This is a genomic window from Streptomyces sp. NPDC048584 (genome assembly GCF_043199595.1).
In the GTDB taxonomy this organism is placed as follows: Bacteria; Actinomycetota; Actinomycetes; order Streptomycetales; family Streptomycetaceae; genus Streptomyces; species Streptomyces edwardsiae.
The window spans coordinates 3,388-28,244 of sequence record NZ_JBICWF010000016.1 but is presented as its reverse complement, the minus strand read 5'-3'; the positions used below and the strand labels follow the sequence as shown (position 1 = coordinate 28,244).

The following is a 24,857-nucleotide window of genomic DNA, read 5'->3' as shown; positions in this document are numbered from 1 at the left end:
GGGCCTACGGCTTCCGGGTCGGCGGCAGGAACTCCCGTACGTACGTCCGCTCCCAGCAGGCGCCCGTCTCGCGCAGCTCCCGCCACGTCGTGTAGCGGTAGCGGAAGAGACGGGCGCGGATGTACCGGGGCGGCGCGTCCGCCGGGAACGGGGAACCGCGCAGCAGTCCCAGGGTGTCCCGGTCGCCCTCCAGCAGCCGCTCCACCAGCGCCCCGAACCACGGCCCCGCGTAGCCCGGCGACAGCGCGGCGAACCACATCATCCAGTCGAGCCGCAGATGGTACGGAGCGAACTGCCGGGGCCAGCGCCGCGGATCGCCCGGTTTGCCCTTGAACTCGTACTCCCGCCAGCCGGATTCCCTCCGGGGCACCTCGTCGGCCGTCCCCTCCACGACCACCTCGTACCGGATCCGGCTGACGCTGCCGAACGCGCCGTAGGTGTTGACCAGATGCAACGGGTCGAAGGAGCGGTTCATCACCTGACGGCGGGAGAGCATGTTGCGCACCGGCCGGTGACTCAGCGCGAGCAGCAGTGCGGACACCGCGAGCACGACCACCACGTACCACAGCGGCGGACCCGGCACCGCCGGCGGATCGGCGGGGAACGCCACCGCCGACAGGGCCAGTACGATCGTGATCCAGTTCAGCCAGGCGAAGTTGCCGGACAGCACCAGCCACAGCTGGGTGACGATCATCAGCGAGGCCGCGGCCGTGGCGACCGGCTGCGGGGCGAACAGCAGGAACGGCACGACGAGCTGGGTGACATGGTTCGCCGCCACCTCCGCCCGGTGCAGCGGCTTCGGCAGACGGTGGAAGAACCAGCTCAGCGGCCCCGGCATCGGCTGCGTCTCGTGATGGTGGTCCAGACAGGTGAGCCTGCGCCAGCACTCGTCTCCGCGCATCTTGATCAGCCCCGCGCCGAACTCCACCCGGAACAGGATCCAGCGCAGCAGGAACAGCACCACCACCGGCGGCGCCACCTCGTCGTTGCCGAGGAACACGGCCAGGAAACCGGCCTCGAGGAGCAGCGACTCCCAGCCGAACGCGTACCAGGTCTGCCCCACGTTGACGATCGACAGATACAGCGCCCACGGCACCAGCCACAGCAGCATCCCGCCCCACAGCGGCAGCAGTGAGTCCGCCCCCGCCAGCAGCGCCACCGCGACCGCGCAGCCCGACCAGGCGCACACCGCGAAGAACCGGTCCGAGTAGTACCGGTGGAACAGGCTCGGCGACCGGCGAAACGGCACCCGCCGCACGAACTCCGGCACCGGCAGCATGCCGCGCTCCCCGATCAGCGCACGGAACTGCAGCGCCGCCGTCAGGAACGCGACCAGATACAGCGCCGCCAGTCCGCGCTGGAACACCAGCCGGCTCAGCCAGTAGCCGGACGCGCTGAACCACTCCACGGCCGTATGCTCCCTCCCGCCCGAACCTCTGTGACTCTCCGTATACCACCGGGCGGGCCCCGCGACCCGTGCGCGGACGCCACCCAGCGGTCGAAGAATCGCCCGAATCCTGACAAGGTGGCCCCATGGCTGATCGGGGAGCGAGCCCCCTGTCTCTCCCGGACGACTGGCCGGACCACCCGGATCCGTTCCTCGCGCTCAACCACATGGGCGGTTTCGACTGGGACCTGGACGCCGGGGTGATGCAGATGGACGCCCAGGCGCACGAGATCTTCGACGTGCGCCCCGACGAGTACGACGACCGCCCAAGAACCCTGGGCACCCGCCTGCCGCCCGGTGAGGCCCGGCGCCTGGACACGATGGTGTCGGAGGCGCTGAAGGACGGCAGCGAGAACTACGGCGCCTACTTCCGCGTCCACCGCCGCGACGGCTCCCTGCGCTGGACCCACACCCAGGGCTGCATCCGCCGGGACGAGACCGGCCGGCCCCGCCGCGTCATCGGGATCGTCCGGGACGCCACCCAGGAACTCCGCGACGGCGAGGCCCGGCGTGAGCAGGCCGAAGAGGAGGACCTCCGCCGTCGGCAGACCAACGTCGTCCAGCTCACCACCGCCGCCCTCGCCCACGCCCGCACCGTGCAGGACGTCATCGACGTCCTCAAGGACACCCACGGCCTCACCCATCTGGGCGCGACCAGCCTCGTCATGGGCCAGCTCGAGGCGGGCCGCATCCGGCTCATCGCGGAGGGCCCCGTCGGCAGCTTCGTACCGGGGACCGAGGTCACCCGGATCGACGAGCCGTACCCGATGAGCGAGGCGGTGCGCACGCTCAGCCCGTGCTTCATCGAGTCCCCGGAGGAGTTCGCCACCCGCTTCCCCGGGCTGTGGCAGGGCATCACCGGCCTGAGGATCACCTCGGCGGCCTACCTTCCGCTGATCGTCCAGGCCCGCCCCATCGGCGCGATGGGCCTGCTCTACAGCGACCGGCGCGGCTTCTCCACCGACGAGCGCAACATCCTCGTCGCCCTGGGCAGCAGCATCGCCCAGAGCCTGCAGCGTGCCATGTTCTACGAGCAGGAGATGGACCTCGCCCAGGGGCTGCAGCAGGCCATGCTGCCGCGCACCATCCCCAGCGTGCCAGGCGCCGACCTCGCCGTGCGCTACCGCGCGGCCACCCTCGGCGGCTCCCTGGGCCGCGACATCGGCGGCGACTGGTACGACCTGATCCCGCTGCCCGGGGGCCGGGTCGGAGCCGTCATCGGCGACGTCCAGGGCCATGACACACACGCGGCCGCCGTCATGGGCCAGCTGCGCATCGTGCTGCGCGCGTACGCCGCCGAGGGGCATCCGCCGGCCACCGTGATGGCCCGCGCCTCCGTCTTCCTCGACGAGCTGGACACCGACCGCTCCGCGACCTGCCTCTACGCCGAAGTGGACCTGTCGACCGGTGTCATCCAGGTGGTCCGGGCGGGTCACCTCGACCCGCTGGTGCGCGGCCCCGACGGCACCTGCCGCCGGGTCGGCGTGCCCGGCGGGCTGCCGCTCGGCCTGTCCGCGGAGTTCGGGCGGCTCGACTACCCGGTGGGGACGGTGGAGATCGACCCCGGCGACACCCTGTTGCTGTGCACCGACGGGCTGGTCGAGCAGCCCGGTGCCGACCTGGACGACGGGATGGACACCCTCTGCGCGCTGATCGCCACCGGCCCCGACGACGTACGCGAGCTCGCCGACCGGCTCATCGACGTGGCGGAGGAACGGCGGGGCGACGACGACGTCGCGCTGCTTCTGCTGCGGCGGCGGGTCCCGGACGGGGCGCGGACCGGGGGGCGGCTGAAGCGGCGGGTGATGCCCGGGGATCCCGGGGCGCTCGCCGAGGTCCGGCGCATGATCCGTACGGCGGTGGAGGGGTGGGGGGCGGGGGAGCTGGCCGACGAGATCGAGCTGGTCGCCGACGAGATGATCACGAATGTGCTGATGCATACGGAGGGGGCGGCGGTGGTGAATGTGCGGGTGCTGGACGGGGGCGGGGGGCGGCGGGTGCGGGTGGAGGTGGAGGACTCGTCCAGTGCGTTGCCGAGGCGGCGGGAGGCGGGGGAGTCGGGGGTCTCCGGGCGGGGACTGTTGCTGATCGAGACGCTTACGGATGTGTGGGGGGTGGAGGCCCGGGGCGGGGGGAAGTGTGTGTGGAGCGAGTTCGTGGTGGGAGGCGCCGCGTGAGCGGGGCCTGTCTTTTCTCGCCCCCGCGGCCCCTTCCCCTCCCGTCCCTGGGGGCCGCGCCCCCAGACCCCCGTTTTGCGCAGTTCCCCGCGCCTCTTTTGGGGGACCCTGGTGGCATGCCGGAACTTCCTGAGGTCGAGGCTCTGCGGGGGTTTCTCTCGGAGCAGGTCGTGGGGCTCGAGGTCGTGCGGGTGCTGCCCGTGGCGGTCAGTGTGCTGAAGACGTTCGAGCCGCCCCTGTCGGCTGTGGAGGGCCGGGTCGTCGTGGGGGTGCGGCGGTACGGGAAGTTCCTGGGGCTCGAGATGGAGGGCGGGCCCTTTCTCGTCACCCATCTGGCTCGTGCGGGGTGGGTCCAGTGGAGGGACACGCTGCCCAGCGGGGTGCCCCGGCCGGGGAAGGGGCCGCTCGCCCTGCGGGTGGCGCTGGAGAACGGGGCGGGGTTCGATCTGACCGAGGCCGGGACGCAGAAGCGCCTCGCCGTGTACACCGTGGGCGGTCCGGCGGACGTGCCGGGGATCGCCCGGCTCGGGCCGGATCCGCTCGCCGACGACTTCGACGAGCGGCGCCTGGCCGGACTGCTCTCCGGCGAGCGCCGCCGGCTCAAGGGCGCGCTGCGGGACCAGAGCCTGATCGCGGGCGTCGGCAACGCCTACAGCGACGAGATCCTGCATGCGGCCCGCATGTCCCCCTTCAAGATCGCCGGCTCCCTCACCCCGGAGGAGACCACCCGGCTCCACGAGGCTTTGCGCAGCACGCTCACCGAGGCGGTGGAACGTTCCCGCGGGGTCGCGGCCGGACGGCTGAAGGCGGAGAAGAAGAGCGGGCTCCGGGTCCACGGCCGTACCGGCGAGGCCTGTCCGGTGTGCGGGGACACCGTCCGCGAGGTCTCCTTCAGCGACTCCTCGCTCCAGTACTGCCCCACCTGCCAGACCGGCGGCAAACCACTGGCCGACCGGAGGCTCTCCCGGCTGCTGAAATGAGTCAGCTCGGCTCCAGCGTCACCAGGTGCTCGCCGTCCGCCGAACGCACCTCGTAGCGGGCGATCTCCTCGGGGTGCATCGCGGAGCCACCCGGCACCGTGTTGGGCCGGGCGTCGTGACGGGGCACGCTCCAGCTGGTCACCGTCTCCTCGGAGCCGTCCCGGCCGACCACCACCAGACGGCAGGCGCGCGGGCCCGCACCGTCCTTGACCCTCAGCTCCAGCAGACTGCCCCAGGCCATGTCCTCGGTGGTCACCTCCGCCCACACCCCGGAGCGTTCGTCGGTGGCCGCGACGCTCTCGGATCCGGAGCCGCCGTCGTCCCGCGCCAGCAGGGTGAGCGCCGGCGCGGACACCGCGAACACCACCGACGCGGCCAGCGCCAGCAGCAGCCGGCGCCGCCCCGCCCGGTTGCGGGTGGCGACCTGCGACAGCAGCTGGTCCAGCATCCGCGGGCCGGGCTTGGCCAGCGGATGCACCAGCCGCGGGGTGGAGCTCCGGTACAGCATCAACTGGCGTGCCGCAGGCCCGAATTCGGTCACCTGAAGAGCGCACTGGGGGCACTCCATGAGGTGGTCCTCGAAGCGGAAGGCCTCCGCCTCGTCCAGCACACCGAGCGCGTAGGCGCCGACGTCGCGATGCCTCTCCAGGGACCTCATGCCGAATCCTCGTGCCGTTGGGTGCGGGTGGGGTTACTCCTTGCTCCCACCGGTACGCACCAGGCAGCCGAATCACTCAGACACGTGCCGAATCGTGACCAGAGGATTCGGAGCCGACCGGCCCGCGGATTGGTCGGCCGGCGAGAAACCTCGGAAACCGGCGAGAAACCTAGAAGAGATGGATGGCGAGGTGTCCGAGGGGCAACCCGAGCTGCCACGCCGGCGTCCACACCTTGGGTCCCTCGTCCTCACCGGCCACCGCGCCACCGCCCGGCACCGCGTTGAGATCGGGCGCCAGCAGTTCCGTCTCCCGCAGCCAGCGCCACGCTTCCCCGGCCAGTTCCAGATCCGGATCCCGCGCGTCCCGGCCGTCCCCGGCCAGGTCCCGCAGCCGCCCCTGCACCCACTCCTGCCACGGCTGGTCGTACGCGGTCAGCGACAGCCAGGTCTCCAGCTGGGTGACCACCCGGATGCCGGACAGCTCGCCGTCGGTGTCGGACAGGAAGACGGTGAGCGCCAGCGCGTCCCGGCCCGCGCGGAACTCGAAGGACGTCGGCGGCATCAGATCGCCGCTGCGCAGCAGTTCGTCGGCGATGTACTCGGCGTACAACCACGCCATGGGGACGGTCAGTTCACCGTCGCCGGTGCCGTCCGTGTTCTCTCGACCTCTGTGCAGCATCCCTTCCTGCCTTCCTCCGGTGCGTGCGCGTCGCCCGAACCCGGGCTCCCGGTCCGGAACACGGATGAGGACAGCCGATTACTCAACAGGGGTCGACGGCAAGGCGCTTTACGAAGGCTTGACTCTGCCTTCGGTTTCACCGCATGTCGGAGGCGTATCCGGGAAGCACCCGGCGCAGGGCGCGCAGCGCGTAGTACGCGCGGGACTTCACGGTACCGGGCGGAATCCCGAGGGCCGTCGCGGCTTCCGCCACACTCGCCCCCTGGAAGTACACGAGCACCAGGACTTCACGGTGCTCGGGAGTGAGAGTCTTCACAGCCTCACGGACGTCGAGCGCCGCCGCGGCCCGCTCGGCGTGGTCGGAGATCACCCGGGCGTTCTCCAGTACGGCGTCCCCGACCTCGGCCGGGCGGGCCTGCCGGGCCCGTCGCGCGTCGATGGCGAGCCGCCGTCCCACGGTGAGCAGCCAGGGCCGTACGGAGTCGAAGTTCTCGGCGCGCAGGGCCTCGGGGTGCTGCCAGGCGCGTACCAGCGTCTCCTGGACCAGGTCCTCGGCGCGCTGCCGGTCCCCGTCGCAGAGCCGGAGCAGCAGCCCGAAGAGAGGCCGGCCGTGCTCGCGCTGCAGTGCGGCGAGCTCGTGCTCGGCGGTCGTCTCGTTCGTGAGTGTGATTCCGGCCGTCATGGCCGTATGGCAGCGCACGGCGCCACTCGGGGACAGGGCGTGCGCAGGGGCGTGCGGCGGACGGTCGATCGCGTCGACGAACGGTTCGACGAACGGTCGGGACGGCCGTTCGCGCACGCCGGACGGCCTAAAGCGCGTGTCGGTACGACACCGGGAGAGATGCGGCTTCTTACCTGTTTATCCATAAATACGACTACGGCAGGATGAAGTGATGATCACACGCAGTCGGAAGGTGGCCCTCATCCTGACCGTCGTCCTCGCCGCGGGCGCCGCCTGCCAGGCCCGTGACCACCGGCCGCCGGAACCGGGGCATCCGGCCCCCACCGCGACGGGGTCCCGCGGTTTCACCCTGGTCGCCTCCGGCGACGTACTGCCCCACGACTCGGTCATCGAGCGTGCCCGCTTCGACGCGGGCGGCACGGGATACGACTTCCGGCCGATGCTCGCCGGCATCCGTTCCGTCACCGACCCCGCCGATGTGGCGCTGTGCCACATGGAAACCGTGTACGGAGCGGGCCCCGACTACACCGGCTACCCGCTCTTCCGGTCCCCGCCCGAGGTGGCCGGCGGTCTCGCCGCCACCGGCTACGACGGCTGCTCCACCGCCTCCAACCACTCCATGGACGACGGCGTCGAGGGCATCCGCCGCACCCTGGACGCCCTCGACCGGGCGGGCGTACGCCATGCGGGCACCGCGCGCACCGAACGGGAGGCCCGCACCGCGACCGTGCTGCGCGCCGGCGCGGCGCGGATCGCCCACCTCGCCTACACCTACGACACCAACGGCCTTCCGCTGCCGCCGGACCAGCCCTGGGCCGTCGGCCTGATCGACGAGGCGCGGATCGCCGAGGACGCGCGGGCCGCCCGGAAGGCCGGGGCCGATGTCGTCGTGGTCTCCCTGCACTGGGGCACCGAATGGCAGGACGCCCCCGACGAACGGCAGCTCGCCCTCGCCCGCTCGCTCACCGCCTCCGCCACCGGCGGCCGCCCCGACATCGACCTGATCCTCGGCACCCACGCTCATGTCCCCCAGGCCTACGAGAAGGTCAACGGCACCTGGGTGATCTACGGCATGGGCGACCAGATCGCCGGCGAGATGACCAACCACGAGGGCGTGCGCGACCCGCGCGGCAATCAGTCCACCCTGGGCCGCTTCACCTTCGCCCCGCCGGGGCGTCCCGGCGGACGCTGGGAGGTGACCCGCGCGGAGTTCGTCCCGCAGCTCTTCGACGTGGACGCCGGACGGGTCGTCAACCTCGACCGGGCGCTCGCCAGGGGCGCCGAGGTGCAGTCCGTGCGCGACCGGATCCGGGACGTGGTGCTGAGCCGGGGCGCCGCGCAGGACGGGCTCGTGATGGGGGAGTGAGGCAGCAGCAGATGCTCACGCTCCGGTACGCCGGCGACCACCCCGGTGCAGGGGGCGCTCCCCCGGACCCCGTTCGCGCCCACGCGGCGGAGCCGCACATCGGCACGGCCCCGCGCCCGTAGGGCGCGGGGAACCGCGCGACAGGCCACAGCGGGCCCGCAGCCGTCCGACTGCCCGCACCACCCGGGCGCGGTCGCCCCTGGAAGGGGCTAACCCGTCGCGTCCACCAGGGCCAGGTCGTGGAGGCGGTCCGGGGGACCCGGGCGGGCGTAGTACCAGCCCTGCGCCGTGTCGCAGCCGAGGACGCGGAGCTGTTCGGCCTGGGCGCCCGTCTCGACGCCCTCCACCGTGACCGCGAGGTCCAGGCTGTGGGCCAGGGAGACGATCCCCTCGACGATCTTCAGATCGACGGGGTCGGCCGGGAACCGCTGCATGCTCTGGGTGAACGAGCGGTCCAGCTTCAGTACGCTCACCGGCAGCCGGCGCAGGTTGGCCAGGTTGGAGTAGCCCGTGCCGAAGTCGTCCAGCGCGATGTCGACGCCCATCTCCGCCAGCCGGCGCAGCGGCTTCAGCAGATCGTCGTCCGCGCCGATGAGCGCCGACTCGGTGACCTCCAGGCACAGCGCGTCCGGCGACATCCCCGTCCGCTCCAGGATCTCCACCGTGTCCTGGACCAGCCCGGGGTGCGTGAGCTGGCACGGCGACAGGTTCACGTTGATGCGCAGCGGACCCAGCGCGCCCCCGTGCAGATCCCGCCACGCGCGCGCCTGCAGCACCGACTGCTCCAGCACCCAGCGGCCCAGCGGAACGATCAGCCCCGTGTGCTCGGCGAGCGGGATGAACCGGTCCGGGGACAGCACCCCGTGCTGCGGGTGCAGCCAGCGCACCAGCGCCTCCGCGCCCCGCACACTGCCGTCGCCGAGGTGCACCAGCGGCTGGTACTCGATGAAGAACTCGCCCCGGTCCAGGGCCGTCGGCAGCGCCGTGGTGAGCCCGTGCCGGGTGATGGCGCGGGCGTCGGACTCCGGGTCGGCGAGCTCGAACCGGTTGCCGCCCGCCGACTTGGCCCGGTACATGGTGATGTCGGCGCTGCGCAGCACCTCCGCCGCGCTGCGCTCCCCGGCCGGGCCCTCGACGATGCCGATGCTGCCGCGCACGGTCAGCTCCCGGCCGTCCACGCTGATCGGCGCGAGCAGCGCGTTCATGATGCGGGCGGCGAGCTCGTCGACCGTCCGCTCCGTCTCGGGGCCGGTGGTCAGCGCCACGAACTCGTCACCGCCGAGCCGGGCCACCATCTCTCCGGAGGCGGTGGCGCAGGCCTGCAGCCGGTCGGCGACCTCGACCAGCAGCCGGTCGCCGGCCGCGTGCCCGAGACTGTCGTTGACGGTCTTGAAGCCGTCCAGGTCCAGGTAGCACAGCCCGAACCGCTGGCCCTCCCCGGCGCCGAGCGCCTTCTCCAGCCGCTCGAAGAAGAACGTCCGGTTGGGCAGCCCGGTGAGTGCGTCGTGGGTGGCCTCGTAGCGCAGCCGCAGATTGAGCAGCCGCCGCTCGGTGGTGTCCTCCATGAGCGCGAGCTGGTACTGCGGGTCGCCGTCGGCGTCACGCAGCAGGGACACCGTCAGATTGGTCCACAGAACGGTCCCGTCCGGACGGTAGAACGCCTTTTCGACGTGGTAATGCTCGCGCTCGCCCCGCACCAGCTCGTCGTAGAGCCGCCAGGTCTGCGGGGCGTCGTCGGGGTGCACCCACTCCTTGACGTTACGGCCGCGCATGCTCTGCTCGGACAGCCCGAACATCCGGTGCAGCGCGCCGTTGACCTGGAGGACGTTGCCCTCCAGGTCGGCGATGCCGATCCCTATCGCCGCGCCCTCGAACACCGCCCGGAACCGGGCCTCGGTGGCGTGCAGCGCCTGCGCCACCACGCCCTGGGCCTCCAGCGCGGCCCGTGCGACGGTCTCCTGCTCGGCCAGCGTCCGCTCCCGCAGTGCCTGCGCGAACCCGGCGGCCATGGCGTGCTGGAGCCTGCCGGAGCGCGCCCGCAGATCCTCCCGGTCGCCGTCCTCACCGCAGTACAGGACGAGATAGGCGTCCACGCAGTCCAGGGTCCGGCTGAGCGCCTCCGGATCGGTGCAGTGCGCCTCCACCAGCGCCGCCCCGACCGTCCGGCCCGCGTCCGCGTCGAACGACCGGGCGCGCAGCGCCCCGCTCAGCCGCCGGGCCAGCGGCAGCAGCAGCTTCTCGAACTCCGGGCGGGTCGACGACGTCGAGGTCACCGGGAAGACCGCCCGGCTCCAGATCGTCGCGAACCGGCGGAGTCTGTCCTCCGGCCCGTCCGGCTCCGCGCTCACGCGGTACGCCCCACGCCCGCGAAACCGGAGGACGCGTACGGATCCTCGTCCTCCGGTGCGGTGTCCGGCCGCCACCGCGGCATCGGCACCAGTCCGGGTTCCACCATGTCGTACCCCTCGAAGAACCGCGCGATCTCGTCGCGCGTGCGCATGATCAGCGGGTTGCGAATCTTCCGGTACACGTCCACCGCCCCCTCGGCCCGCTCCGCCGGCAGCGGGATTCCCTCGTACGCGGCATGGGTGAGTACGAGCATGCTGCCGGGCGCGAGGGCCTGGCGCAGTTCCGCCACCGCCGCGTACGGGTCGTCCGCGTCTTCCACGAAGTGCAGTATGGCAACGAGAAGCAGCCCCACTGGCCGATTCAGGTCGATCAGCCGCCGTACCTCGGGGCTCTCGAGGATCTCCCGCGGCTTGCGCAGGTCCGCGGCGAGGACGTCCGCGCCCTCGTTGCCCTCCAGCACGGCCTGGCTGTGCGCCACCGCCACCGGGTCGTGGTCCACGTACATCACGCGTGCGTCCGGTACGGCGGCCTGCGCCACCTCGTGGACGCTGCCGAACGTGGGGATGCCGGACCCGATGTCCAGGAACTGGGTGATGCCCTCCCCGGCCGCGAACCGCACCGCCCGGCGCATGAAGGCACGGTTCGCCTGCATGACCTTGGGCAGTCCCGGCATGAACTCCATGGCCCTGCGGGCGGCTTCCCGGTCGACCTCGAAGTTGTGCGAACCGCCCAGGTAGTAGTCGTACATCCGGGAGACGCTGGGCACCGAGATGTCGATGCTGCGCGGGGCCCAGGCGGGACGCTCCATCTCACTCTCCAAGGCGTAGGCGATCCGGTGTTCGACCCGAAGGCTACTGATCGTCCGCCAAAGGAGCGACCCCAAACGGAAATTGACCATCCGTTCCCGGTCACTGCCAGTGGCACATGCCCTATTTGCGTCCCGTGAACGCGTGACGAAATGCGTCCACGGCATTCCGGAGATTTCCGACACGCAGCGAACTACGGGGCGAATGCCGACGATTGTTCCCTGAATGCCGGTGTATCACGGCAAAACGGTCCGCCCCTCCACGAGTCGCGGAGGGGCGGACACGGGGCCGGCGGCGTCCGGAGCGGACGACACCCTGGGAGGTTGTTATTTCTCCGGAGCGCCGACCGGCTTTCCGTCGGGCCGTACGGCGTACCACGTACCGCCGACGCCCTGACCGTTGGTGTCGCCGGGAGCCTTGTCACCGGCGAAGGTGTAGATGGGCCAGCAGTTGATCGTCTGCTGCGCCGCGCCGTCCGGGCGCGTGAAGGTCATGTAGTTCTTCTTCTGGATGCCCTTGGTGTCGTTGATGTCGACCGGCGCGACCACCGGCCACTTCTCCAGGCAGGCACCGGTGCAGGCGGAGACCGGCTTCGGCCACGCCTCGTCCTTGGTGAAGCGGTAGACCGTCATGCCGTTCTTGTCGACGACGATCTCGCCCAGCTTCGGGTCCTGGCGCGTGGACAGACCGGGCAGCGCGGCCGACTGCGCCTTCTTGCCCTGAGGGTTCAGCGCGAACCACTTGCCGCCCACGCCCTGGCCCTTGACGTCACCGGCGTTGACGTCCTTGACGTAGCGGTAGGCAGGCCAGCCGGCCACGGTGAGCTGCTTGGTGCCGTCGGCCCGGGTGACCGATCCGAGCAGCGCCTTGTCGATGCCCTCGCCGGCCGAGGCGTCGTCCGCGGGCACCGGAGGCCAGGTCTTGGCGCAGTCGTCCTCACAGTTGGACGCGGGCGGCTCGGCGGTGTCCTGGTCGAACCGGTACAGGGTCAGACCGAGGCTGTCGGTCACCACCTTGCCCAGCTCGCCGTTGGTGGAGACGTTCAGCTCACCGGCCGTGTCCGAGGGAGCCGGGGACTCCTTCGCGCCGGTACCCGCCTGACCGGTGCCGACGTTGCCGTAGTCCCCTGCCGCGGCCGTCGCACCCACGTTCTGACTGGAGGCGGCCGGCGGGGTCTCCTGCCCGCACGCCGTGGTCAGGGAGAGCACCGCCGCGGCGCTCGCCACCAGCGAGGCGGTTCGCCAGGAGGTCTTCATCGTCAACTCCAGATCATCGCACGGGTGTTGCAGCGCCCTGCTGTGCCGCCGCTCGACGAGGAGTACGCATGAAGGCACGGGTTGTGTTCAACGGGGGCCCGGATTTCTTTTCTTAACTCCTTCGGGGCAATCCCGCCGCTCCCGGGAGTGACCCGGTGGTTCGCGACTCATGATCCTCTTCGTGCAAGCACTCGTATCGAGCCAATCCCGCGTCACCGCACGTGCGTTGGCGGTGACGGCGCTGATCTGGGCGCTCGTCGGCGCACCCGGCACGGCCACGGCCGACGCCTGCGCGTACGCCTCGACGGGGCCGGACGGCACGGAGGCGGTGGCGATCGCGGGCCATGTCACCTGGACGGACCCCCCGTTCTGCTCACCCCCACCGACCCCGACGCCCGTCCCCACCCCCACTCCGACGCCTCCGCCCGAGCCCACACCGACCCCGACGCCTCCGCCCCCGACGCCCGCACCCCGGCCCACCCCGACACCCGAGCCGCCACCACCGCCCCCACCCCCGCCGGCCGCCCGTCCGGCGCCGCCCGCCCCGCCCGCGCCGACGCCCACCCCGCCGCCGCCGCGCCCCCGACCCGTGCCGCCCCCGCCGCAGGCCCCGAAACCGTCGGCCACCCCGAAGCCGCGTCCGTCCGTGACGCCGGTGCGCTACCCGCGCTACCGCGCGGCTCCGGTCCGGCACCCTTCCGGCGGCGCCACGAAACCGCTCACCTTCGTCCTGCTCATCACGATGCCCGCGGTGGTCGCGATCGCCGCTCTGCGGCCGCGCTGACGCCCGTACCGACCCGACCTCTCTGGAGGCACCTCTTGCCGGAATGGCTTGTTCTCACCCTCGCGATGCTCGCCGCCTGTGTCGTGGTGGTGGTCATCACCCTCGTACGGCACCGCAGGGCGGCCGACGACGAGGATCCCAGCGAGACCCCGGACGTCATCGAGTACATGACGATGTGGATCGGCGTGGTGTACGCCATCGTCCTGGGCCTCGCCATCGCGGGCGTCTGGGAGGGACGCAGCGCCGCCCAGGAGACCGTCCAGGCGGAGGCGGTGGCACTGCACGAGGTCTCGGAACGGGTCCGTGTGTACCCCGTCGAGGTCCGTGACCGTATCCGGGACGATGTCAACGCCTATGTCGGACACGTCGTCACCACCGAGTGGCGGGCCATGGCCGACGACGGGCAGGTCACCGAACGCGGCACCGAACTCCTCGACCGCGTCCGCCGGGACGTCACCGACTACGAGCCGCGCACGGACTTCGAGGCGCAGGCCTACCAGCCGCTCGTGGACCAGGTGGCCGCCGCCGACCAGGCGCGCAGCGCCCGCGCCGAGTCGACCGGGGAGACGATGCCGGGCGTGGTGTGGTTCGGGCTGCTCTCAGGGGCCGTCATCACCATCGGGATGATCTTCGCGCTGCAGATCCGGCGCACCACCCGGGAGATGGTCCTCGCCGGGATGTTCTCCGCGCTGATCGCCTTCCTGCTCTTCCTCATCTGGGACTTCGACGCCCCCTACAGCCGGGGTCTCGCCGCCTCCGCGGACCCGTTCCTGCGGCTCTTCCCGCACATCGGGGGCTGAGCGCCGTCCGCGACGGGCAGAGCCGCGCCCCGGATCCCGGGGGATCCGGGGCGAGCGGCTCACGAACGGGTGCGGAACGGCGGCCCGGAGGGGACAGCGGTTCAGATCCTCTTCTCGGCGCGGCGGCGCATCCAGAAGACACCGCTGCCGACGACCGCGGCGGTCACCAGCGCCCCGCCGATGGCCATGTCGGTCGGGGTCGCCCCGCTGGTGCTGCTGCCGCCGATACCGCCGCGCACACCGCCGATGACGGTGAAGGCGGCCGGCCGGGTCAGGCTCCGGCCGGAGCAGTGGACCGTGATGTCGTAGGGACCGGGACGGGCCTCCGCGTCGACCGTCGCGGTGCCCCTCGAGGTGTCGTTGGCGCCGCTGATCGGCGTCAGGTTCGTCCGGGGGAAGGCGTTGGAGGTGGCGGTGCCACCGTTGGGGCAGCCGTCGACCGTGATGGTCAGCTGGCCGCCGCGGGCGATGACGCTGGGCAGGGCGACGATGTTGGACGGGTTGGGAACCCGGCCGCCGTCCGCGACCGCCACCGGGGCGGCGATCCCGAGGACGGCGACCGCGGCGCCGGCGGCCGCCAGGGCACGTGACTTGCGCATGTGATCCTCCGCGGAAGGCGCCCCGGGTCCCGTTCCCGGTAGATCGGCGAGAAAGCGCCTCCCGGAAAGACCCTCAGATGCCGTGCCCCGACCCGCATTTCGGCAATGGTCCGTACCGGTGAGCGGCACGCCGGGCGGAAAACCGTACGAAGGGATATCGCCGCAGGTCACGGACCGTCAGAAAATCTTCGTCCGGTGGCGCCCCGGATGGCGCACCCGCGGGCCGGGGGCCACCCGTTCGCCGCCGCCCCGTCGCCGGTTGCGCGAGGGGCCTTTAGCGTTTTCGTCATGCGCGAGTGGTACGGCGACGGCCGTGTCGAGAGGGGAAGGCGAATGTCTGCTTTCGAGCCGGACGAAGCCGAATGGGAGGCACGGCGGAAGAAGCGCGCCCCCTGGGGCGTGATAGCGCTGGTCATGCTCACCGGCCTCGCGCTCATCCGCAACGGCTCGGGCGAATTCGACGAGGGCCCGCCGCAGCCGGCCGGCGCGGCCGCCGCCGACACCCGGGTGCCCGGTGGCGGTGTCACGGCCGACGCGGTGCGGCCGCTGCCGTACGCGGTCCCGGACCGGGTGACGATCCCGGCGATCCAGGTGGACGCGCCCGTCATCCCGGTGGGCCTGGACGCGGACGGCTGGGTCGCCGCGCCGCCGCCGCAGGACCCCAACCTGGCCGGCTGGTTCACCGGCGCCGTCTCACCGGGCGAGAAGGGCACGTCGGTCGTCGTCGGTCATGTCGACAACGCGCAGGGACCGGCCGTGTTCTACGGGCTCGGGGCGCTCAAGAAGGGCAACCGCGTCGAGATCCTCCGCAAGGACGGCAGGACCGCCGTGTTCGAGGTCTACGGCATCGAGGTCTTCGCGAAGAACGACTTCCCCGGCGACCGGGTCTACGCCTCCAAGGGGACCGCGGAACTGCGGGTCATCACCTGCGGCGGCGGCTTCTCCCAGCAGAACGGCTACGACGGCAACGTGGTCGCTTTCGCCCGCCTGGCCGAGGTCCGCTGAGCGGACCCGCGCCCGGGCGGGCGGGAGGACAGCTCACACGTACTGCCGGCGGGGCACGGTGACGTGGTAGCCGGAGTCCAGCAGTTCGGGCAGATAGGAGCGCAGGGCCCGCACGCTCTGTGAGCGGTTGCCCCCGGCGTCGTGGGAGAGCACCACCACGCCGGGGGCGGCGCCCTCCGCCACCCGGTCGACGATCGTGCGGGTGCCGGGGGTGGTCCAGTCGAGGGTGTCGACCGTCCAGGCCATGGGCTCCATGCCCAGTTCGGCGCCGAGCTGGAAGGCCGCGCGGTTCCAGGCACCGTAGGGTGCGCGGAACCATTCGGGGCGTTCGCCGTAGGCCCGCTCGACGACGTCGCTGGTGCGTTCCATCTCGGAGCGGATCCGGGAGCGCCGCAGCCGGGTGAGCAGGGGGTGGCTCCAGGTGTGGTTGCCGACCACATGCCCCTCGTCGGCCATCCGGGCCAGCAGGTCCCGGTTGTAGGCCGCCATCTCCCCGCACACGAAGAACATCGCCCGCACCTCGTAGCGGGCCAGGGTGTCGAGGATCTGCGGGGTGTAGCGCGGGTCGGGGCCGTCGTCGAAGGTCAGCACCATGGTGCGGCCGTGCGCCGGGACCCGCAGCAGCGGTTCGTGCCGTACGGGTGTCCCGCCGCGCGGGGCGTGCGGCGGCGGGCCGTAGCCGGTCAGGGGCCGCAGGCGGTACTCGGAGGGCCTGAGCGGGCGGCGGGCCGCCCGGGCGCCGGCGGCCGGCGGGGGCGGGGCCGGCGCGGCACGGTTCCCGGCGCCCGGCGCGAACGCCGCGGCCACACCGGCCGCGCCCAGGGAGACGGCACCGGCGAGGAGCGCCCGGCGCCGGGTGAGGAAGTGATCCTTCTGCATGACTCATCAGTCGCCCGACGAAGGGCCGACGCACCTCAGCGGCACCGGTGCGGCGGCACGATTTCATTCGGTCGGCGCAGTGCGGGCGCGGGACCGCCGCGGGTGGTGAAAGCCGGAGCCCCGTACTCCGATAACCTCACTGCCGTGACGGAACAGCAGTCCCACCGGTTCGAACGGGGCACGGACGGCCCGAAGGTGATCGTGGCCGGCGTGGACGGCTCCGACTCCTCGATGCGCGCGGCCGCGTACGCCGCAGGCCTGGCCCGCCGCCAGGGGGCGCTGCTCGCCCTCGTGTACGTGCAGCCGGTGCTGGCCGCGGGAGCGGCGCTCGGCGCGCCGGTCGCCGATACCACCGAGGAGATAGCCGAGGACCTGGTGGCGCAGGTCAGGGACGCGATGGAGCGGATCAAGGGCGTCTTCGACGTCCGCTGGGAGTTCCACACCTTCCGTGGTGACCCGTACAACGGCCTGGTGAAGGCGGCCGACGACCTCAAGGCGGACGCGGTCGTCGTGGGCGTCTCCGAGCAGGCGGGCCACCGCTTCATCGGCTCGGTGGCGGTCCGCCTGGTGAAGGCGGGCCGCTGGCCGGTCACGGTGGTGCCGTAGGCCTGTCCGGCCGAGCCTCGCCGGCTCGGCCGAGCGGTGGCCGGGACGGGCGGATCCACCGCACCGACGGCGGTCGAGGGTCCAGGGGATCGGGGGAGAGGCTCGTACCCGCGCGTCGGGGGTGCCGGGGACGTCATGAGCGCCCGCGAAGCCCGGCGGGTCCGGGGCCGCCGCGCGGGGCGAGAAGCGAAGAGGCGGAGTCTGCTGCCGGGCCAGTGCCCTTGGGCGTCCGCGTGGTGGGGGCGGGGCACAGGGAGGGCTTAGGGCCGGACCGCCGGCCCGGCGTCCGGCGGCTCACCGCTCCAGCAGCATCCGCTGCAGTTCGCGGGCCGCGCGGGGCGGGGCCACGTCGCTGCGGTGGGCCAGGGCGATGGCGCGGTGCAGACCCGGACGGGACAGCGGGGTGACGCGCAGTCCGTGGGCGGAGCGGGCGGCCACCATCCGCGGCACCACCGCCACCCCGAGCCCGGCCCGTACGAAACCCAGCACCGCGTCCATCTCGCCGCCCTCCACCGCGAATTCGGGCTCGAAACCCTCCGCCCGGCACGCCGCCACCGTCAGCTCGCGCAGGTCGTAGCCGTGCCGGAACATCACCAGGCGTTCGCCCTCCAGGTCGGCGATGCGCACGGTGCGCCGGCCCCGCCCGGGCGTCGGGGCGTCCGGGGAGGACACCACCACCAGGTCCTCGCGCAGCAGCTCCACCGTGGTGAGCGCGGGGGACGGCGTCGGCAGCGGCAGCACCACCAGCGCCAGATCCAGCGCCCCGCGCGCCAGCTCCCGCACCAGATCGTGCGAGCCGCCCTCCTCGATCAGCAGCCGGACACCCGGATACCGGTCGTGGAAGGCGCGCAGCACATCCGGCAGCAGACCGGTGCACAGGCTCGGCGTGGCGCCCAGCCGCACCCGCCCGCCGCGCAGCTGGACGACCTCCTGCACCTCGTGCCGCGCGGTGTCCGCGTCGGCCAGGATCCGTCGGGCCAGCGGCAGCAGCGCCTCGCCCGCGTCGGTCAGCGTGATGTTCCCGCGCGCCCGCCGGAACAGATCGGCTCCCAGGTCCCGCTCCAGCGCCTTGATCTGCTGCGACAGCGACGGCTGGGCGACATGGACGAGTTCCGCGGCGTGGGTGAAGTGCCGGGTCTCGGCGACCGCCACGAAGTACTGGAGCTGCTGGAACTGCACCAACCCATCATAGGCACGCCCTATCGAATCGAGCCGCACCATGTCTTGGACCGATGGGGCCCTTCGGCCCTAGCGTCTGGTGACATGGCTCTGGCAACGCGGACGGACCGACGGCCGTCCCTGGCACGCACCGTGTGGGACTCGACCGTCGGCAAGAAGACGGTGATGGCGGTCAGCGGCATCGTCATGCTGCTGTACCTGGTCGTCCACATGATCGGAAACCTGAAGATCTTCTTCGGGGCCGGCGAGTTCAACCACTACGCGCACTGGCTGCGCACCGTCGGCGAGCCGTTCATGCACTACGAGTGGACGCTGTGGATCATCCGGGTCGTCCTGGTCGCCGCCGTGATCGCCCACGCCGTCTCCGCGTACCAGCTCAGCCGCCGCGACATCAGGGCGCGCCCGAGCAAGTACGTGCACAGGAAGGCGCGGGCGAGCTACGCCACGCGCACCATGCGCTGGGGCGGCATCATCCTCGCCCTGTTCATCGTGTGGCACCTCCTCGACCTGACCACCGGCACCGTGCACTCCGGCGGCTTCGAGAGCGGCAAGCCCTACCAGAACGTCGTGGACACCTTCTCCACCTGGTACGGCAACACCATCTACATCGTCGCGATGCTCGCCGTCGGACTGCACGTCCGGCACGGCTTCTGGAGCGCCGCCCAGACCCTCGGCGTCGGCAGCCGCACCCGCGACCGCGCCCTCAAGACCACCGCCAATGCCCTCGCGCTGCTGCTCACGGCCGGCTTCCTCGCCGTACCCGTGGGCGTCATGACCGGAGTGGTGAGCTGACCATGACTTCCTACACCGAGTACACGGCCGGCGAACCGGTCGCCGACACCAAGGCCCCCGCCGGCCCCGTCAACGAGCGCTGGGACACGCGCCGTTTCGAGGCCAAGCTGGTCAACCCCGCCAACCGGCGCGGCAAGACCGTCATCGTCGTCGGCACCGGCCTGGCGGGCGGCTCCGCCGGCGCCACGCTCGCCGAACAGGGCTACCGCGTCGTCCAGTTCTGCTACCAGGACTCCCCGCGCCGCGCCCACTCCATCGCCGCGCAGGGCGGCATCAACGCGGCGAAGAACTACCGCAACGACGGCGACTCCATCCACCGGCTGTTCTACGACACCGTCAAGGGCGGCGACTTCCGCTCGCGCGAGTCCAATGTGCACCGCCTCGCACAGATCTCCGTCGAGATCATCGACCAGTGCGTGGCACAGGGCGTGCCCTTCGCCCGCGAGTACGGCGGACTGCTCGACACCCGCTCCTTCGGCGGCGTCCAGGTCTCCCGCACCTTCTACGCGCGCGGCCAGACGGGCCAGCAACTCCTGCTCGGCGCCTATCAGGCGCTCAGCCGGCAGATCGCGGCCGGCAACATCGAGATGCACGCGCGCACCGAGATGCTCGACCTGATCGTCGTCGACGGGCGGGCCCGCGGCATCGTCGCCCGGGACCTGATCACCGGGAAGATCGACACCTACTTCGCGGACGCCGTCGTCCTCGCCAGCGGCGGCTACGGCAACGTCTTCTATCTGTCGACGAACGCCATGAACAGCAACGCCACCGCGATCTGGCGGGCACACCGGCGCGGCGCCTACTTCGCCAACCCGTGCTTCACCCAGATCCACCCCACCTGCATCCCGCGCACCGGCGACCACCAGTCCAAGCTGACGCTGATGAGCGAGTCGCTCCGCAACGACGGGCGGATCTGGGTCCCGAAGGCCAAGGGCGACGACCGGCCGGCCGGGAGGATCCCGGAGGACGAGCGCGACTACTACCTGGAGCGCATCTACCCCTCCTTCGGCAACCTGGTGCCCCGCGACATCGCCTCCCGTGCCGCCAAGAACGTCTGCGACGAGGGCAGGGGCGTGGGCCCCGGGGGACAGGGTGTCTACCTCGACTTCGCCGACGCCATCACGCGCATGGGGCGCAAGGCCGTCGAGGCCAGGTACGGCAACCTCTTCGACATGTACCAGCGGATCACCGACGAGGATCCGTACCAGGTGCCGATGCGGATCTATCCCGCCGTGCACTACACGATGGGCGGACTGTGGGTCGACTACGACCTCCAGTCCACGATCCCCGGCCTGTTCGCCATCGGCGAGGCCAACTTCTCCGACCACGGAGCCAACCGGCTCGGCGCCTCCGCCCTGATGCAGGGCCTCGCCGACGGCTACTTCGTCGTCCCGGCTACCGTCAACGACTACCTGGCCCGCAACCCGCACCGGGAGGAGATCACCGACGAACACCCGGTGGTGCAGGAGGTGCTGGCCGAGACCCAGGACCGGCTCAATCTGCTGCTGGCCGTCGACGGCGACCGCACCCCCGACTCCTTCCACCGCGAAGTCGGCGAACTGATGTGGGAGTTCTGCGGCATGGCCCGCACCGACACCGGACTGCGCAAGGCCCTCGAACGCATCCCGCAGATCCGCGAGGAGTTCTGGCGGCGCATCAAGGTTCCCGGCACCGGCGAGGAGTTCAACCAGTCCCTGGAGAAGGCCAACCGCGTCGTCGACTACCTGGAACTCGCCGAGCTGATGTGCCTCGACGCACTGCACCGCGCCGAGTCCTGCGGCGGCCACTTCCGCGAGGAGTCCCAGACCCCCGACGGCGAGGCCGAGCGACGCGACGAGGAGTTCTCCTACGCCGCCGCCTGGGAGTTCACCGGCACCGGCGAGGCGCCGTCCCTGCACAGGGAAGACCTGGTCTTCGAGTACGTCCACCCCACCCAGCGGAGCTACGCATGAAGCTCAACCTGCGCGTCTGGCGGCAGAAGAACGCCGGCGCCGACGGCGCCATGTCCACGTACCAGGTGGACGGCATCTCGCCCGACATGTCCTTCCTGGAGATGCTCGACACCCTCAACGAGGAACTCATCCTCAAGGGCGAGGACCCGGTCGCCTTCGACCACGACTGCCGCGAGGGCATCTGCGGCGCCTGCTCGCTCGTCATCAACGGCGACGCCCACGGCCCCGAGCGCACCACCACCTGCCAACTGCACATGCGGTCCTTCAAGGACGGCGACACCATCGACGTCGAGCCGTGGCGGGCGTCCGCCTTCCCGGTGGTGAAGGACCTGGTGGTCGACCGGTCCGCCTTCGACCGCATCATCCAGGCCGGCGGCTACATCACGGCGCCGACCGGCTCCGCGCCGGAGGCGCACGCGACGCCGGTGCCGAAGCCGGACGCGGATCTCGCGTTCGAGCACGCGGAGTGCATCGGGTGCGGGGCGTGTGTGGCGGCGTGCCCCAACGGGGCGGCGATGCTGTTCACCTCCGCGAAGGTCAACCATCTCAATGTGCTGCCCCAGGGCGCGCCCGAGCGCGAGACCAGGGTGCTGGACATGGTGGCGCAGATGGATGAGGAGGGGTTCGGGGGGTGCACACTCGCCGGCGAGTGTGCGACTGCCTGCCCGAAGGGCATTCCCTTGACCTCCATCACCGGGATGAACAAGGAGTGGCTGCGGGCCACCCGCAAGGTGGGCAAGCGGTAGCACCGCTTCGGTTCGCCAGGTGTACGGGTGCGGCCGCCTTGCGGCCGATCGCGCCCACGTGGCAGAGCCGCGTGGTGTCACGTCCCGCGCCCCTTTGGGGCGCTTCAGTGAGCGTTCGCCGACAGGTGCGGACGGGCGGGGTCGGGGTGGTGCTCCCCGGCCCCGTTTCGCTTGCGTTCCCGGGGTTCAGCTGCTCCACATCCGTACTCCCGGCGCCGGTCACGTACACGCCAACCCCGGTCGGGAGAACAGGGGTGTCCCCACCCGCTCCGGCGCGTGATCAGGAGAGAGCCATGACCGGCGTGCTGACCGTAGACCACCCCCCGAAGCCCACCGCACCCTCCCGCTACACCGTCACCCTCGCCCGCGACGAGGAGGACGTACGGGCCGCGCAGCGGCTGCGGTACGACGTTTTCGCGGGGGAGATGGGCGCCCTGCTGTCCACCCCGCAGCCGGGGCTCGACGCCGACCCCTTCGACGCCTACTGCGACCACCTGCTCGTACGGGAGGAGACGAGCGGACAGGTCGTCGGAACCTACCGGCTGCTGCCGCCCGAGCGCGCCGGGATCGCCGGACGGCTGTACGCGGAGGGGGAGTTCGACCTCTCCGGGCTGGACGCGATACGGCCCTCCCTCGTCGAGGTCGGCCGCAGCTGTGTGCACCCCGACCACCGGGACGGGGCGGTCATCGGGCTCATCTGGGCCGGCATCGCCCGCTACATGACCGACCGCGGCCACGCCTGGCTGGCGGGCTGCTGCTCCATCCCGCTCGCCGACGGCGGCACGCTCGCTTCCGCCACCTGGGACCGGGTACGGGCGAAGCATCTCGCGCCCGAGGAGTACCGGGTACGGCCGTTGCTGCCCTGGCAGCCGAAGGCCTCCGGCCCCGCCGCCGCCCCCGCCGATCTGCCCGCCCTGCTGCGCGGCTACCTCAGGCTCGGCGCCTGGGTGTGCGGGGAGCCCGCGCACGACGCCGACTTCGGCGTCGCCGACCTCTATGTGCTGCTGCCGATGAACCGGGTCGACCCCCGCTATCTGCGGCACTTCCTCTCCCTCGTCCCCTCCTGATGAGTGTCTGGCTGCCGGGCGCGCCCTGCACCCCGCGCGGCTGTGTGGAACCGACGGAGCGCGCGGCCGCCGTACCGCTGGCGGTGCTGCGGCTGACGGCCGTCGGTCTGCTGATGCTCGCCGGGATCGCGTTGCTCCCGCTCGGGCGGCGCGTTCCGGCGGGCATGGTGCGCCGGTGGTGCCGGTGGATCGTACGGGCCGCCGGGGTCCGGGTCCGGATCGCCGGGGCCGCGCCGCCCACGGGCGGACTCCTGCTCGTCGCCAACCACATCTCCTGGCTGGACGTTCCGCTGCTGGCGGCCGTCCGACCGGCCCGGATGCTGGCCAAGGCCGAGGTACGGCGCTGGCCCGTCGCGGGGGCGCTGGCCGCGCGCGGCGGTGTGCTGTTCATCGACCGCGACCGGCTGCGCGCCCTGCCGGAGACGGTCGCGGCGCTCACCACGGTCCTGCGGGACGGCGCGGCGGTCGCGGCGTTCCCGGAGGGCAGCACCTGGTGCGGCAGGGCCCGGGGACACTTCCGCCGGGCGGTGTTCCAGGCGGCGCTGGATGCCGGGGTCCCGGTGCAGCCAATCCGGATCCGCTACCGCGGTGTGCGCGGCAGGCCGGCCACCACGCCGGCCTTCGTCGGCGACGACACGCTGCTCGCCTCGGTGTGGCGCGTGGCCTCGGCGCGGGGTGTGACCGCCGAGGTCGAGGTGCGGGAGCCCATCCCGGCGGGGCGGCACGACGACCGCCGTGCCCTGGCGTGCGCGGCGCAGCCGGAGGTGTCGGCGGGGCACGCGTGACGGTTGCCATGGGTGAGCGCTGTGGAAAATTAAGTACCTTTTGTCGCTTTCATGCCGTTTTCTGCCGAGTTTCCGGAGAACCCGTCAGAGGCGACCTTCGAAAGGAGGGTGATGGAAGATGATCACCCGCGAAGACATCTCGATCCTGCTGGACCACCCGGTGTACGACGGGGACGGTAACAAGGTCGGCGACGCGAAGCACGTCTTCCTCGACGACGCCAGTGGACGCCCCGAGTGGGTGACCGTCAAGACAGGCATGTTCGGCTCGAGCGAGTCGTTCGTTCCCATCCGTGACGCCGCCCTGGTACAGGATCACCTCGAGGTTCCCTATCCCAAGGAAAAGATCAAGGGCGCGCCCAGTGTCGACATCGACGCGGGCGGTCATCTGTCGATGGACGAGGAGCATCGTCTGTACGAGTACTACGGCATCGACTGGGGCTCCGTGCTGAAGGACCCGGGCGACGATGGCCGCTCCCCCGGGGCGGGCACGGGTACGACCACCGGCACGGGTACGGGTACGGCGGGCGCCGCCGGGGCCGCGGGCGCGGCCGGTGCGGCCGGCGCCGCAGGGGCCGCGGGCATGACCGGCCGTCGCGGCGACACCGCCTCCCGGACGGGGGCGCCGGGGACGACGGCGGGCGCCGCGGGCTCCGCCGGTGCCGCCGGCTCCGCGGGCACGGCCGGCCGCCGGAGCGAGGCCAGGGCCGCGAAGCGCGGTGGCGAGGCCATGACGCGCTCCGAGGAGCATCTGCATGTCGGCGTCGAGCGTCACGAGACCGGACGGGCCAGGCTGCGGAAGTACGTGGTCACGGAGGAGGTCCAGCAGACCGTGCCGGTGCGCCACGAGGAAGTACGTGTGGTGCGTGAGCCGATCACCGACGCGAACCGCGGTGACGCGATGTCGGGCCCGGCCTTCAAGGAGGACGAGCACGAGGTCACGCTGCATGCGGAGCGGCCGGTCGTCGAGACGGAGGCGGTGCCGGTCGAGCGGGTGCGGATGACCACGGAGGAGAAGGTCACGGAGGAGACGGTGCGGGGGCGGGTGCGCAAGGAGCGCATCGAGGCGGAGACGGAAATGACCGAGGAGCCCGGCCGCCGCCCCGGCCGCGACATCCCCAAGCGGGGCCGCGAGTAGCCCTTCCCCCGCTCACGGCTCCGGGGCGGGGGGGCCCCCCCCCCCGGGCGGGCGGGCGCCCCCCCCCCCCCGCGCCCCCCGGGGGGGGGCGGGGGGGGGCGCCCCCCGCCCCGCCCCCCCCCCCAACC

The 24,857-nt window shown here is 72.0% G+C and carries 23 protein-coding genes; 13 read left to right on the top strand and 10 right to left on the bottom strand.

Annotated elements, in window-relative coordinates; translation table 11 throughout:
* Positions 1-4 precede the first annotated feature (4 nt).
* Positions 5-1,408: a lipase maturation factor family protein gene (locus ACGFR9_RS29575; protein WP_393214345.1), complete on the bottom strand. Its 1,404-nt coding sequence runs from the start codon at positions 1,406-1,408 to the stop codon at positions 5-7.
* A 125-nt stretch (positions 1,409-1,533) separates the two neighbouring features.
* Here ACGFR9_RS29575 and ACGFR9_RS29570 point away from each other — a divergent pair, with 125 nt between their 5' ends.
* Positions 1,534-3,624: a SpoIIE family protein phosphatase gene (locus ACGFR9_RS29570; RefSeq protein WP_393214342.1), complete on the top strand. Its 2,091-nt coding sequence runs from the start codon at positions 1,534-1,536 to the stop codon at positions 3,622-3,624.
* A 116-nt stretch (positions 3,625-3,740) separates the two neighbouring features.
* Entirely contained in the window at positions 3,741-4,604 is an 864-nt protein-coding gene (locus ACGFR9_RS29565) for an Fpg/Nei family DNA glycosylase (protein WP_393214340.1), read from the top strand.
* 1 nt (position 4,605) lies between these two features.
* Here the strand turns inward: ACGFR9_RS29565 and ACGFR9_RS29560 are convergent, their stop codons facing one another.
* The 3 genes from ACGFR9_RS29560 to ACGFR9_RS29550 form a co-directional block, all read right to left on the bottom strand.
* Complete coding sequence (locus tag ACGFR9_RS29560) at positions 4,606-5,262, bottom strand: zf-HC2 domain-containing protein (RefSeq protein ID WP_393214337.1); 657 nt, start codon at positions 5,260-5,262, stop codon at positions 4,606-4,608.
* A gap of 169 nt (positions 5,263-5,431) precedes the next feature.
* A complete protein-coding gene (locus ACGFR9_RS29555) occupies positions 5,432-5,941 on the bottom strand; it encodes a hypothetical protein (RefSeq protein WP_393214334.1) in 510 nt (169 codons plus the stop codon).
* A 136-nt stretch (positions 5,942-6,077) separates the two neighbouring features.
* A complete protein-coding gene (locus ACGFR9_RS29550) occupies positions 6,078-6,623 on the bottom strand; it encodes a sigma-70 family RNA polymerase sigma factor (RefSeq protein ID WP_030226361.1) in 546 nt (181 codons plus the stop codon).
* A gap of 211 nt (positions 6,624-6,834) precedes the next feature.
* Here ACGFR9_RS29550 and ACGFR9_RS29545 point away from each other — a divergent pair, with 211 nt between their 5' ends.
* A complete protein-coding gene (locus tag ACGFR9_RS29545) occupies positions 6,835-7,989 on the top strand; it encodes a CapA family protein (protein ID WP_393214331.1) in 1,155 nt (384 codons plus the stop codon).
* A gap of 209 nt (positions 7,990-8,198) precedes the next feature.
* Here ACGFR9_RS29545 and ACGFR9_RS29540 read toward each other — a convergent pair whose 3' ends face one another.
* From ACGFR9_RS29540 to ACGFR9_RS29530, 3 genes are all read right to left on the bottom strand, one after another.
* Positions 8,199-10,337, bottom strand: a complete 2,139-nt coding sequence (locus ACGFR9_RS29540; RefSeq protein WP_393214328.1) for a putative bifunctional diguanylate cyclase/phosphodiesterase — start codon at positions 10,335-10,337, stop codon at positions 8,199-8,201.
* Positions 10,334-11,146, bottom strand: a complete 813-nt coding sequence (locus ACGFR9_RS29535) for an SAM-dependent methyltransferase (protein ID WP_393214325.1) — start codon at positions 11,144-11,146, stop codon at positions 10,334-10,336. Before ACGFR9_RS29535 ends, ACGFR9_RS29540 begins: the two co-directional genes overlap by 4 nt.
* A 324-nt stretch (positions 11,147-11,470) precedes the next feature.
* Entirely contained in the window at positions 11,471-12,400 is a 930-nt protein-coding gene (locus tag ACGFR9_RS29530) for an SCO0930 family lipoprotein (protein ID WP_393214694.1), read from the bottom strand.
* Between the two features lie 181 nt (positions 12,401-12,581).
* Between ACGFR9_RS29530 and ACGFR9_RS29525 the strand changes: the two genes are divergently transcribed.
* A complete protein-coding gene (locus tag ACGFR9_RS29525) occupies positions 12,582-13,184 on the top strand; it encodes a hypothetical protein (protein ID WP_393214323.1) in 603 nt (200 codons plus the stop codon).
* 35 nt (positions 13,185-13,219) lie between these two features.
* On the top strand, positions 13,220-13,984 hold the full coding sequence (locus ACGFR9_RS29520; protein ID WP_393214321.1) for a hypothetical protein: 765 nt from the start codon (positions 13,220-13,222) through the stop codon (positions 13,982-13,984).
* 101 nt (positions 13,985-14,085) lie between these two features.
* Here the strand turns inward: ACGFR9_RS29520 and ACGFR9_RS29515 are convergent, their stop codons facing one another.
* Positions 14,086-14,583, bottom strand: a complete 498-nt coding sequence (locus ACGFR9_RS29515; protein ID WP_393214318.1) for a hypothetical protein — start codon at positions 14,581-14,583, stop codon at positions 14,086-14,088.
* Between the two features lie 333 nt (positions 14,584-14,916).
* Between ACGFR9_RS29515 and ACGFR9_RS29510 the strand changes: the two genes are divergently transcribed.
* A complete protein-coding gene (locus tag ACGFR9_RS29510; protein ID WP_311649173.1) occupies positions 14,917-15,588 on the top strand; it encodes a class F sortase in 672 nt (223 codons plus the stop codon).
* A 33-nt stretch (positions 15,589-15,621) separates the two neighbouring features.
* Here the strand turns inward: ACGFR9_RS29510 and ACGFR9_RS29505 are convergent, their stop codons facing one another.
* The gene (locus ACGFR9_RS29505; RefSeq protein WP_393214315.1) at positions 15,622-16,467 is read right to left on the bottom strand and encodes a polysaccharide deacetylase family protein; all 846 of its coding nucleotides are present in this window, start codon (positions 16,465-16,467) and stop codon (positions 15,622-15,624) included.
* Between the two features lie 144 nt (positions 16,468-16,611).
* Here ACGFR9_RS29505 and ACGFR9_RS29500 point away from each other — a divergent pair, with 144 nt between their 5' ends.
* The gene (locus tag ACGFR9_RS29500) at positions 16,612-17,073 is read left to right on the top strand and encodes a universal stress protein (RefSeq protein WP_311649176.1); all 462 of its coding nucleotides are present in this window, start codon (positions 16,612-16,614) and stop codon (positions 17,071-17,073) included.
* Positions 17,074-17,367: 294 nt separating this feature from the next.
* On the opposite strand, the gene ACGFR9_RS29495 is transcribed toward ACGFR9_RS29500, so the two are convergent.
* Positions 17,368-18,252, bottom strand: coding sequence for a LysR family transcriptional regulator (locus ACGFR9_RS29495; protein WP_030226405.1), 885 nt, complete (start codon positions 18,250-18,252; stop codon positions 17,368-17,370).
* Between the two features lie 120 nt (positions 18,253-18,372).
* Between ACGFR9_RS29495 and ACGFR9_RS29490 the strand changes: the two genes are divergently transcribed.
* From ACGFR9_RS29490 to ACGFR9_RS29465, 6 genes are all read left to right on the top strand, one after another.
* On the top strand, positions 18,373-19,044 hold the full coding sequence (locus ACGFR9_RS29490; protein WP_393214691.1) for a succinate dehydrogenase: 672 nt from the start codon (positions 18,373-18,375) through the stop codon (positions 19,042-19,044).
* 2 nt (positions 19,045-19,046) lie between these two features.
* Entirely contained in the window at positions 19,047-20,996 is a 1,950-nt protein-coding gene (locus tag ACGFR9_RS29485; RefSeq protein ID WP_393214311.1) for a fumarate reductase/succinate dehydrogenase flavoprotein subunit, read from the top strand.
* Entirely contained in the window at positions 20,993-21,742 is a 750-nt protein-coding gene (locus ACGFR9_RS29480; RefSeq protein ID WP_393214308.1) for a succinate dehydrogenase/fumarate reductase iron-sulfur subunit, read from the top strand. Before ACGFR9_RS29485 ends, ACGFR9_RS29480 begins: the two co-directional genes overlap by 4 nt.
* A 293-nt stretch (positions 21,743-22,035) precedes the next feature.
* A complete protein-coding gene (locus ACGFR9_RS29475; protein ID WP_393214305.1) occupies positions 22,036-22,809 on the top strand; it encodes a GNAT family N-acetyltransferase in 774 nt (257 codons plus the stop codon).
* Positions 22,809-23,594 carry a lysophospholipid acyltransferase family protein gene (locus ACGFR9_RS29470; RefSeq protein WP_393214302.1) on the top strand — a complete coding sequence of 262 codons (786 nt, stop codon included), beginning with the start codon at positions 22,809-22,811 and terminating at the stop codon, positions 23,592-23,594. The genes ACGFR9_RS29475 and ACGFR9_RS29470 overlap by 1 nt, the downstream gene beginning before the upstream one ends.
* Positions 23,595-23,712: 118 nt before the next feature.
* Complete coding sequence (locus tag ACGFR9_RS29465; RefSeq protein ID WP_393214300.1) at positions 23,713-24,729, top strand: DUF2382 domain-containing protein; 1,017 nt, start codon at positions 23,713-23,715, stop codon at positions 24,727-24,729.
* Positions 24,730-24,857 lie beyond the last annotated feature (128 nt).

Bases quoted from the DNA above. Each gene is read 5' to 3' on its own strand.
- ACGFR9_RS29515 (WP_393214318.1), bottom strand. From the start codon at position 14,583: ATGCGCAAGTCACGTGCCCTGGCGGCCGCCGGCGCCGCGGTCGCCGTC.
- ACGFR9_RS29555 (WP_393214334.1), bottom strand. From the start codon at position 5,941: ATGCTGCACAGAGGTCGAGAGAACACGGACGGCACCGGCGACGGTGAA.
- ACGFR9_RS29535 (WP_393214325.1), bottom strand. From the start codon at position 11,146: ATGGAGCGTCCCGCCTGGGCCCCGCGCAGCATCGACATCTCGGTGCCC.
- ACGFR9_RS29465 (WP_393214300.1), top strand. From the start codon at position 23,713: ATGATCACCCGCGAAGACATCTCGATCCTGCTGGACCACCCGGTGTAC.
- ACGFR9_RS29545 (WP_393214331.1), top strand. From the start codon at position 6,835: ATGATCACACGCAGTCGGAAGGTGGCCCTCATCCTGACCGTCGTCCTC.
- ACGFR9_RS29480 (WP_393214308.1), top strand. From the start codon at position 20,993: ATGAAGCTCAACCTGCGCGTCTGGCGGCAGAAGAACGCCGGCGCCGAC.
- ACGFR9_RS29470 (WP_393214302.1), top strand. From the start codon at position 22,809: ATGAGTGTCTGGCTGCCGGGCGCGCCCTGCACCCCGCGCGGCTGTGTG.
- ACGFR9_RS29565 (WP_393214340.1), top strand. From the start codon at position 3,741: ATGCCGGAACTTCCTGAGGTCGAGGCTCTGCGGGGGTTTCTCTCGGAG.
- ACGFR9_RS29550 (WP_030226361.1), bottom strand. From the start codon at position 6,623: ATGACGGCCGGAATCACACTCACGAACGAGACGACCGCCGAGCACGAG.
- ACGFR9_RS29510 (WP_311649173.1), top strand. From the start codon at position 14,917: ATGTCTGCTTTCGAGCCGGACGAAGCCGAATGGGAGGCACGGCGGAAG.
- ACGFR9_RS29560 (WP_393214337.1), bottom strand. From the start codon at position 5,262: ATGAGGTCCCTGGAGAGGCATCGCGACGTCGGCGCCTACGCGCTCGGT.
- ACGFR9_RS29475 (WP_393214305.1), top strand. From the start codon at position 22,036: ATGACCGGCGTGCTGACCGTAGACCACCCCCCGAAGCCCACCGCACCC.
- ACGFR9_RS29530 (WP_393214694.1), bottom strand. From the start codon at position 12,400: ATGAAGACCTCCTGGCGAACCGCCTCGCTGGTGGCGAGCGCCGCGGCG.
- ACGFR9_RS29485 (WP_393214311.1), top strand. From the start codon at position 19,047: ATGACTTCCTACACCGAGTACACGGCCGGCGAACCGGTCGCCGACACC.
- ACGFR9_RS29505 (WP_393214315.1), bottom strand. From the start codon at position 16,467: ATGCAGAAGGATCACTTCCTCACCCGGCGCCGGGCGCTCCTCGCCGGT.
- ACGFR9_RS29570 (WP_393214342.1), top strand. From the start codon at position 1,534: ATGGCTGATCGGGGAGCGAGCCCCCTGTCTCTCCCGGACGACTGGCCG.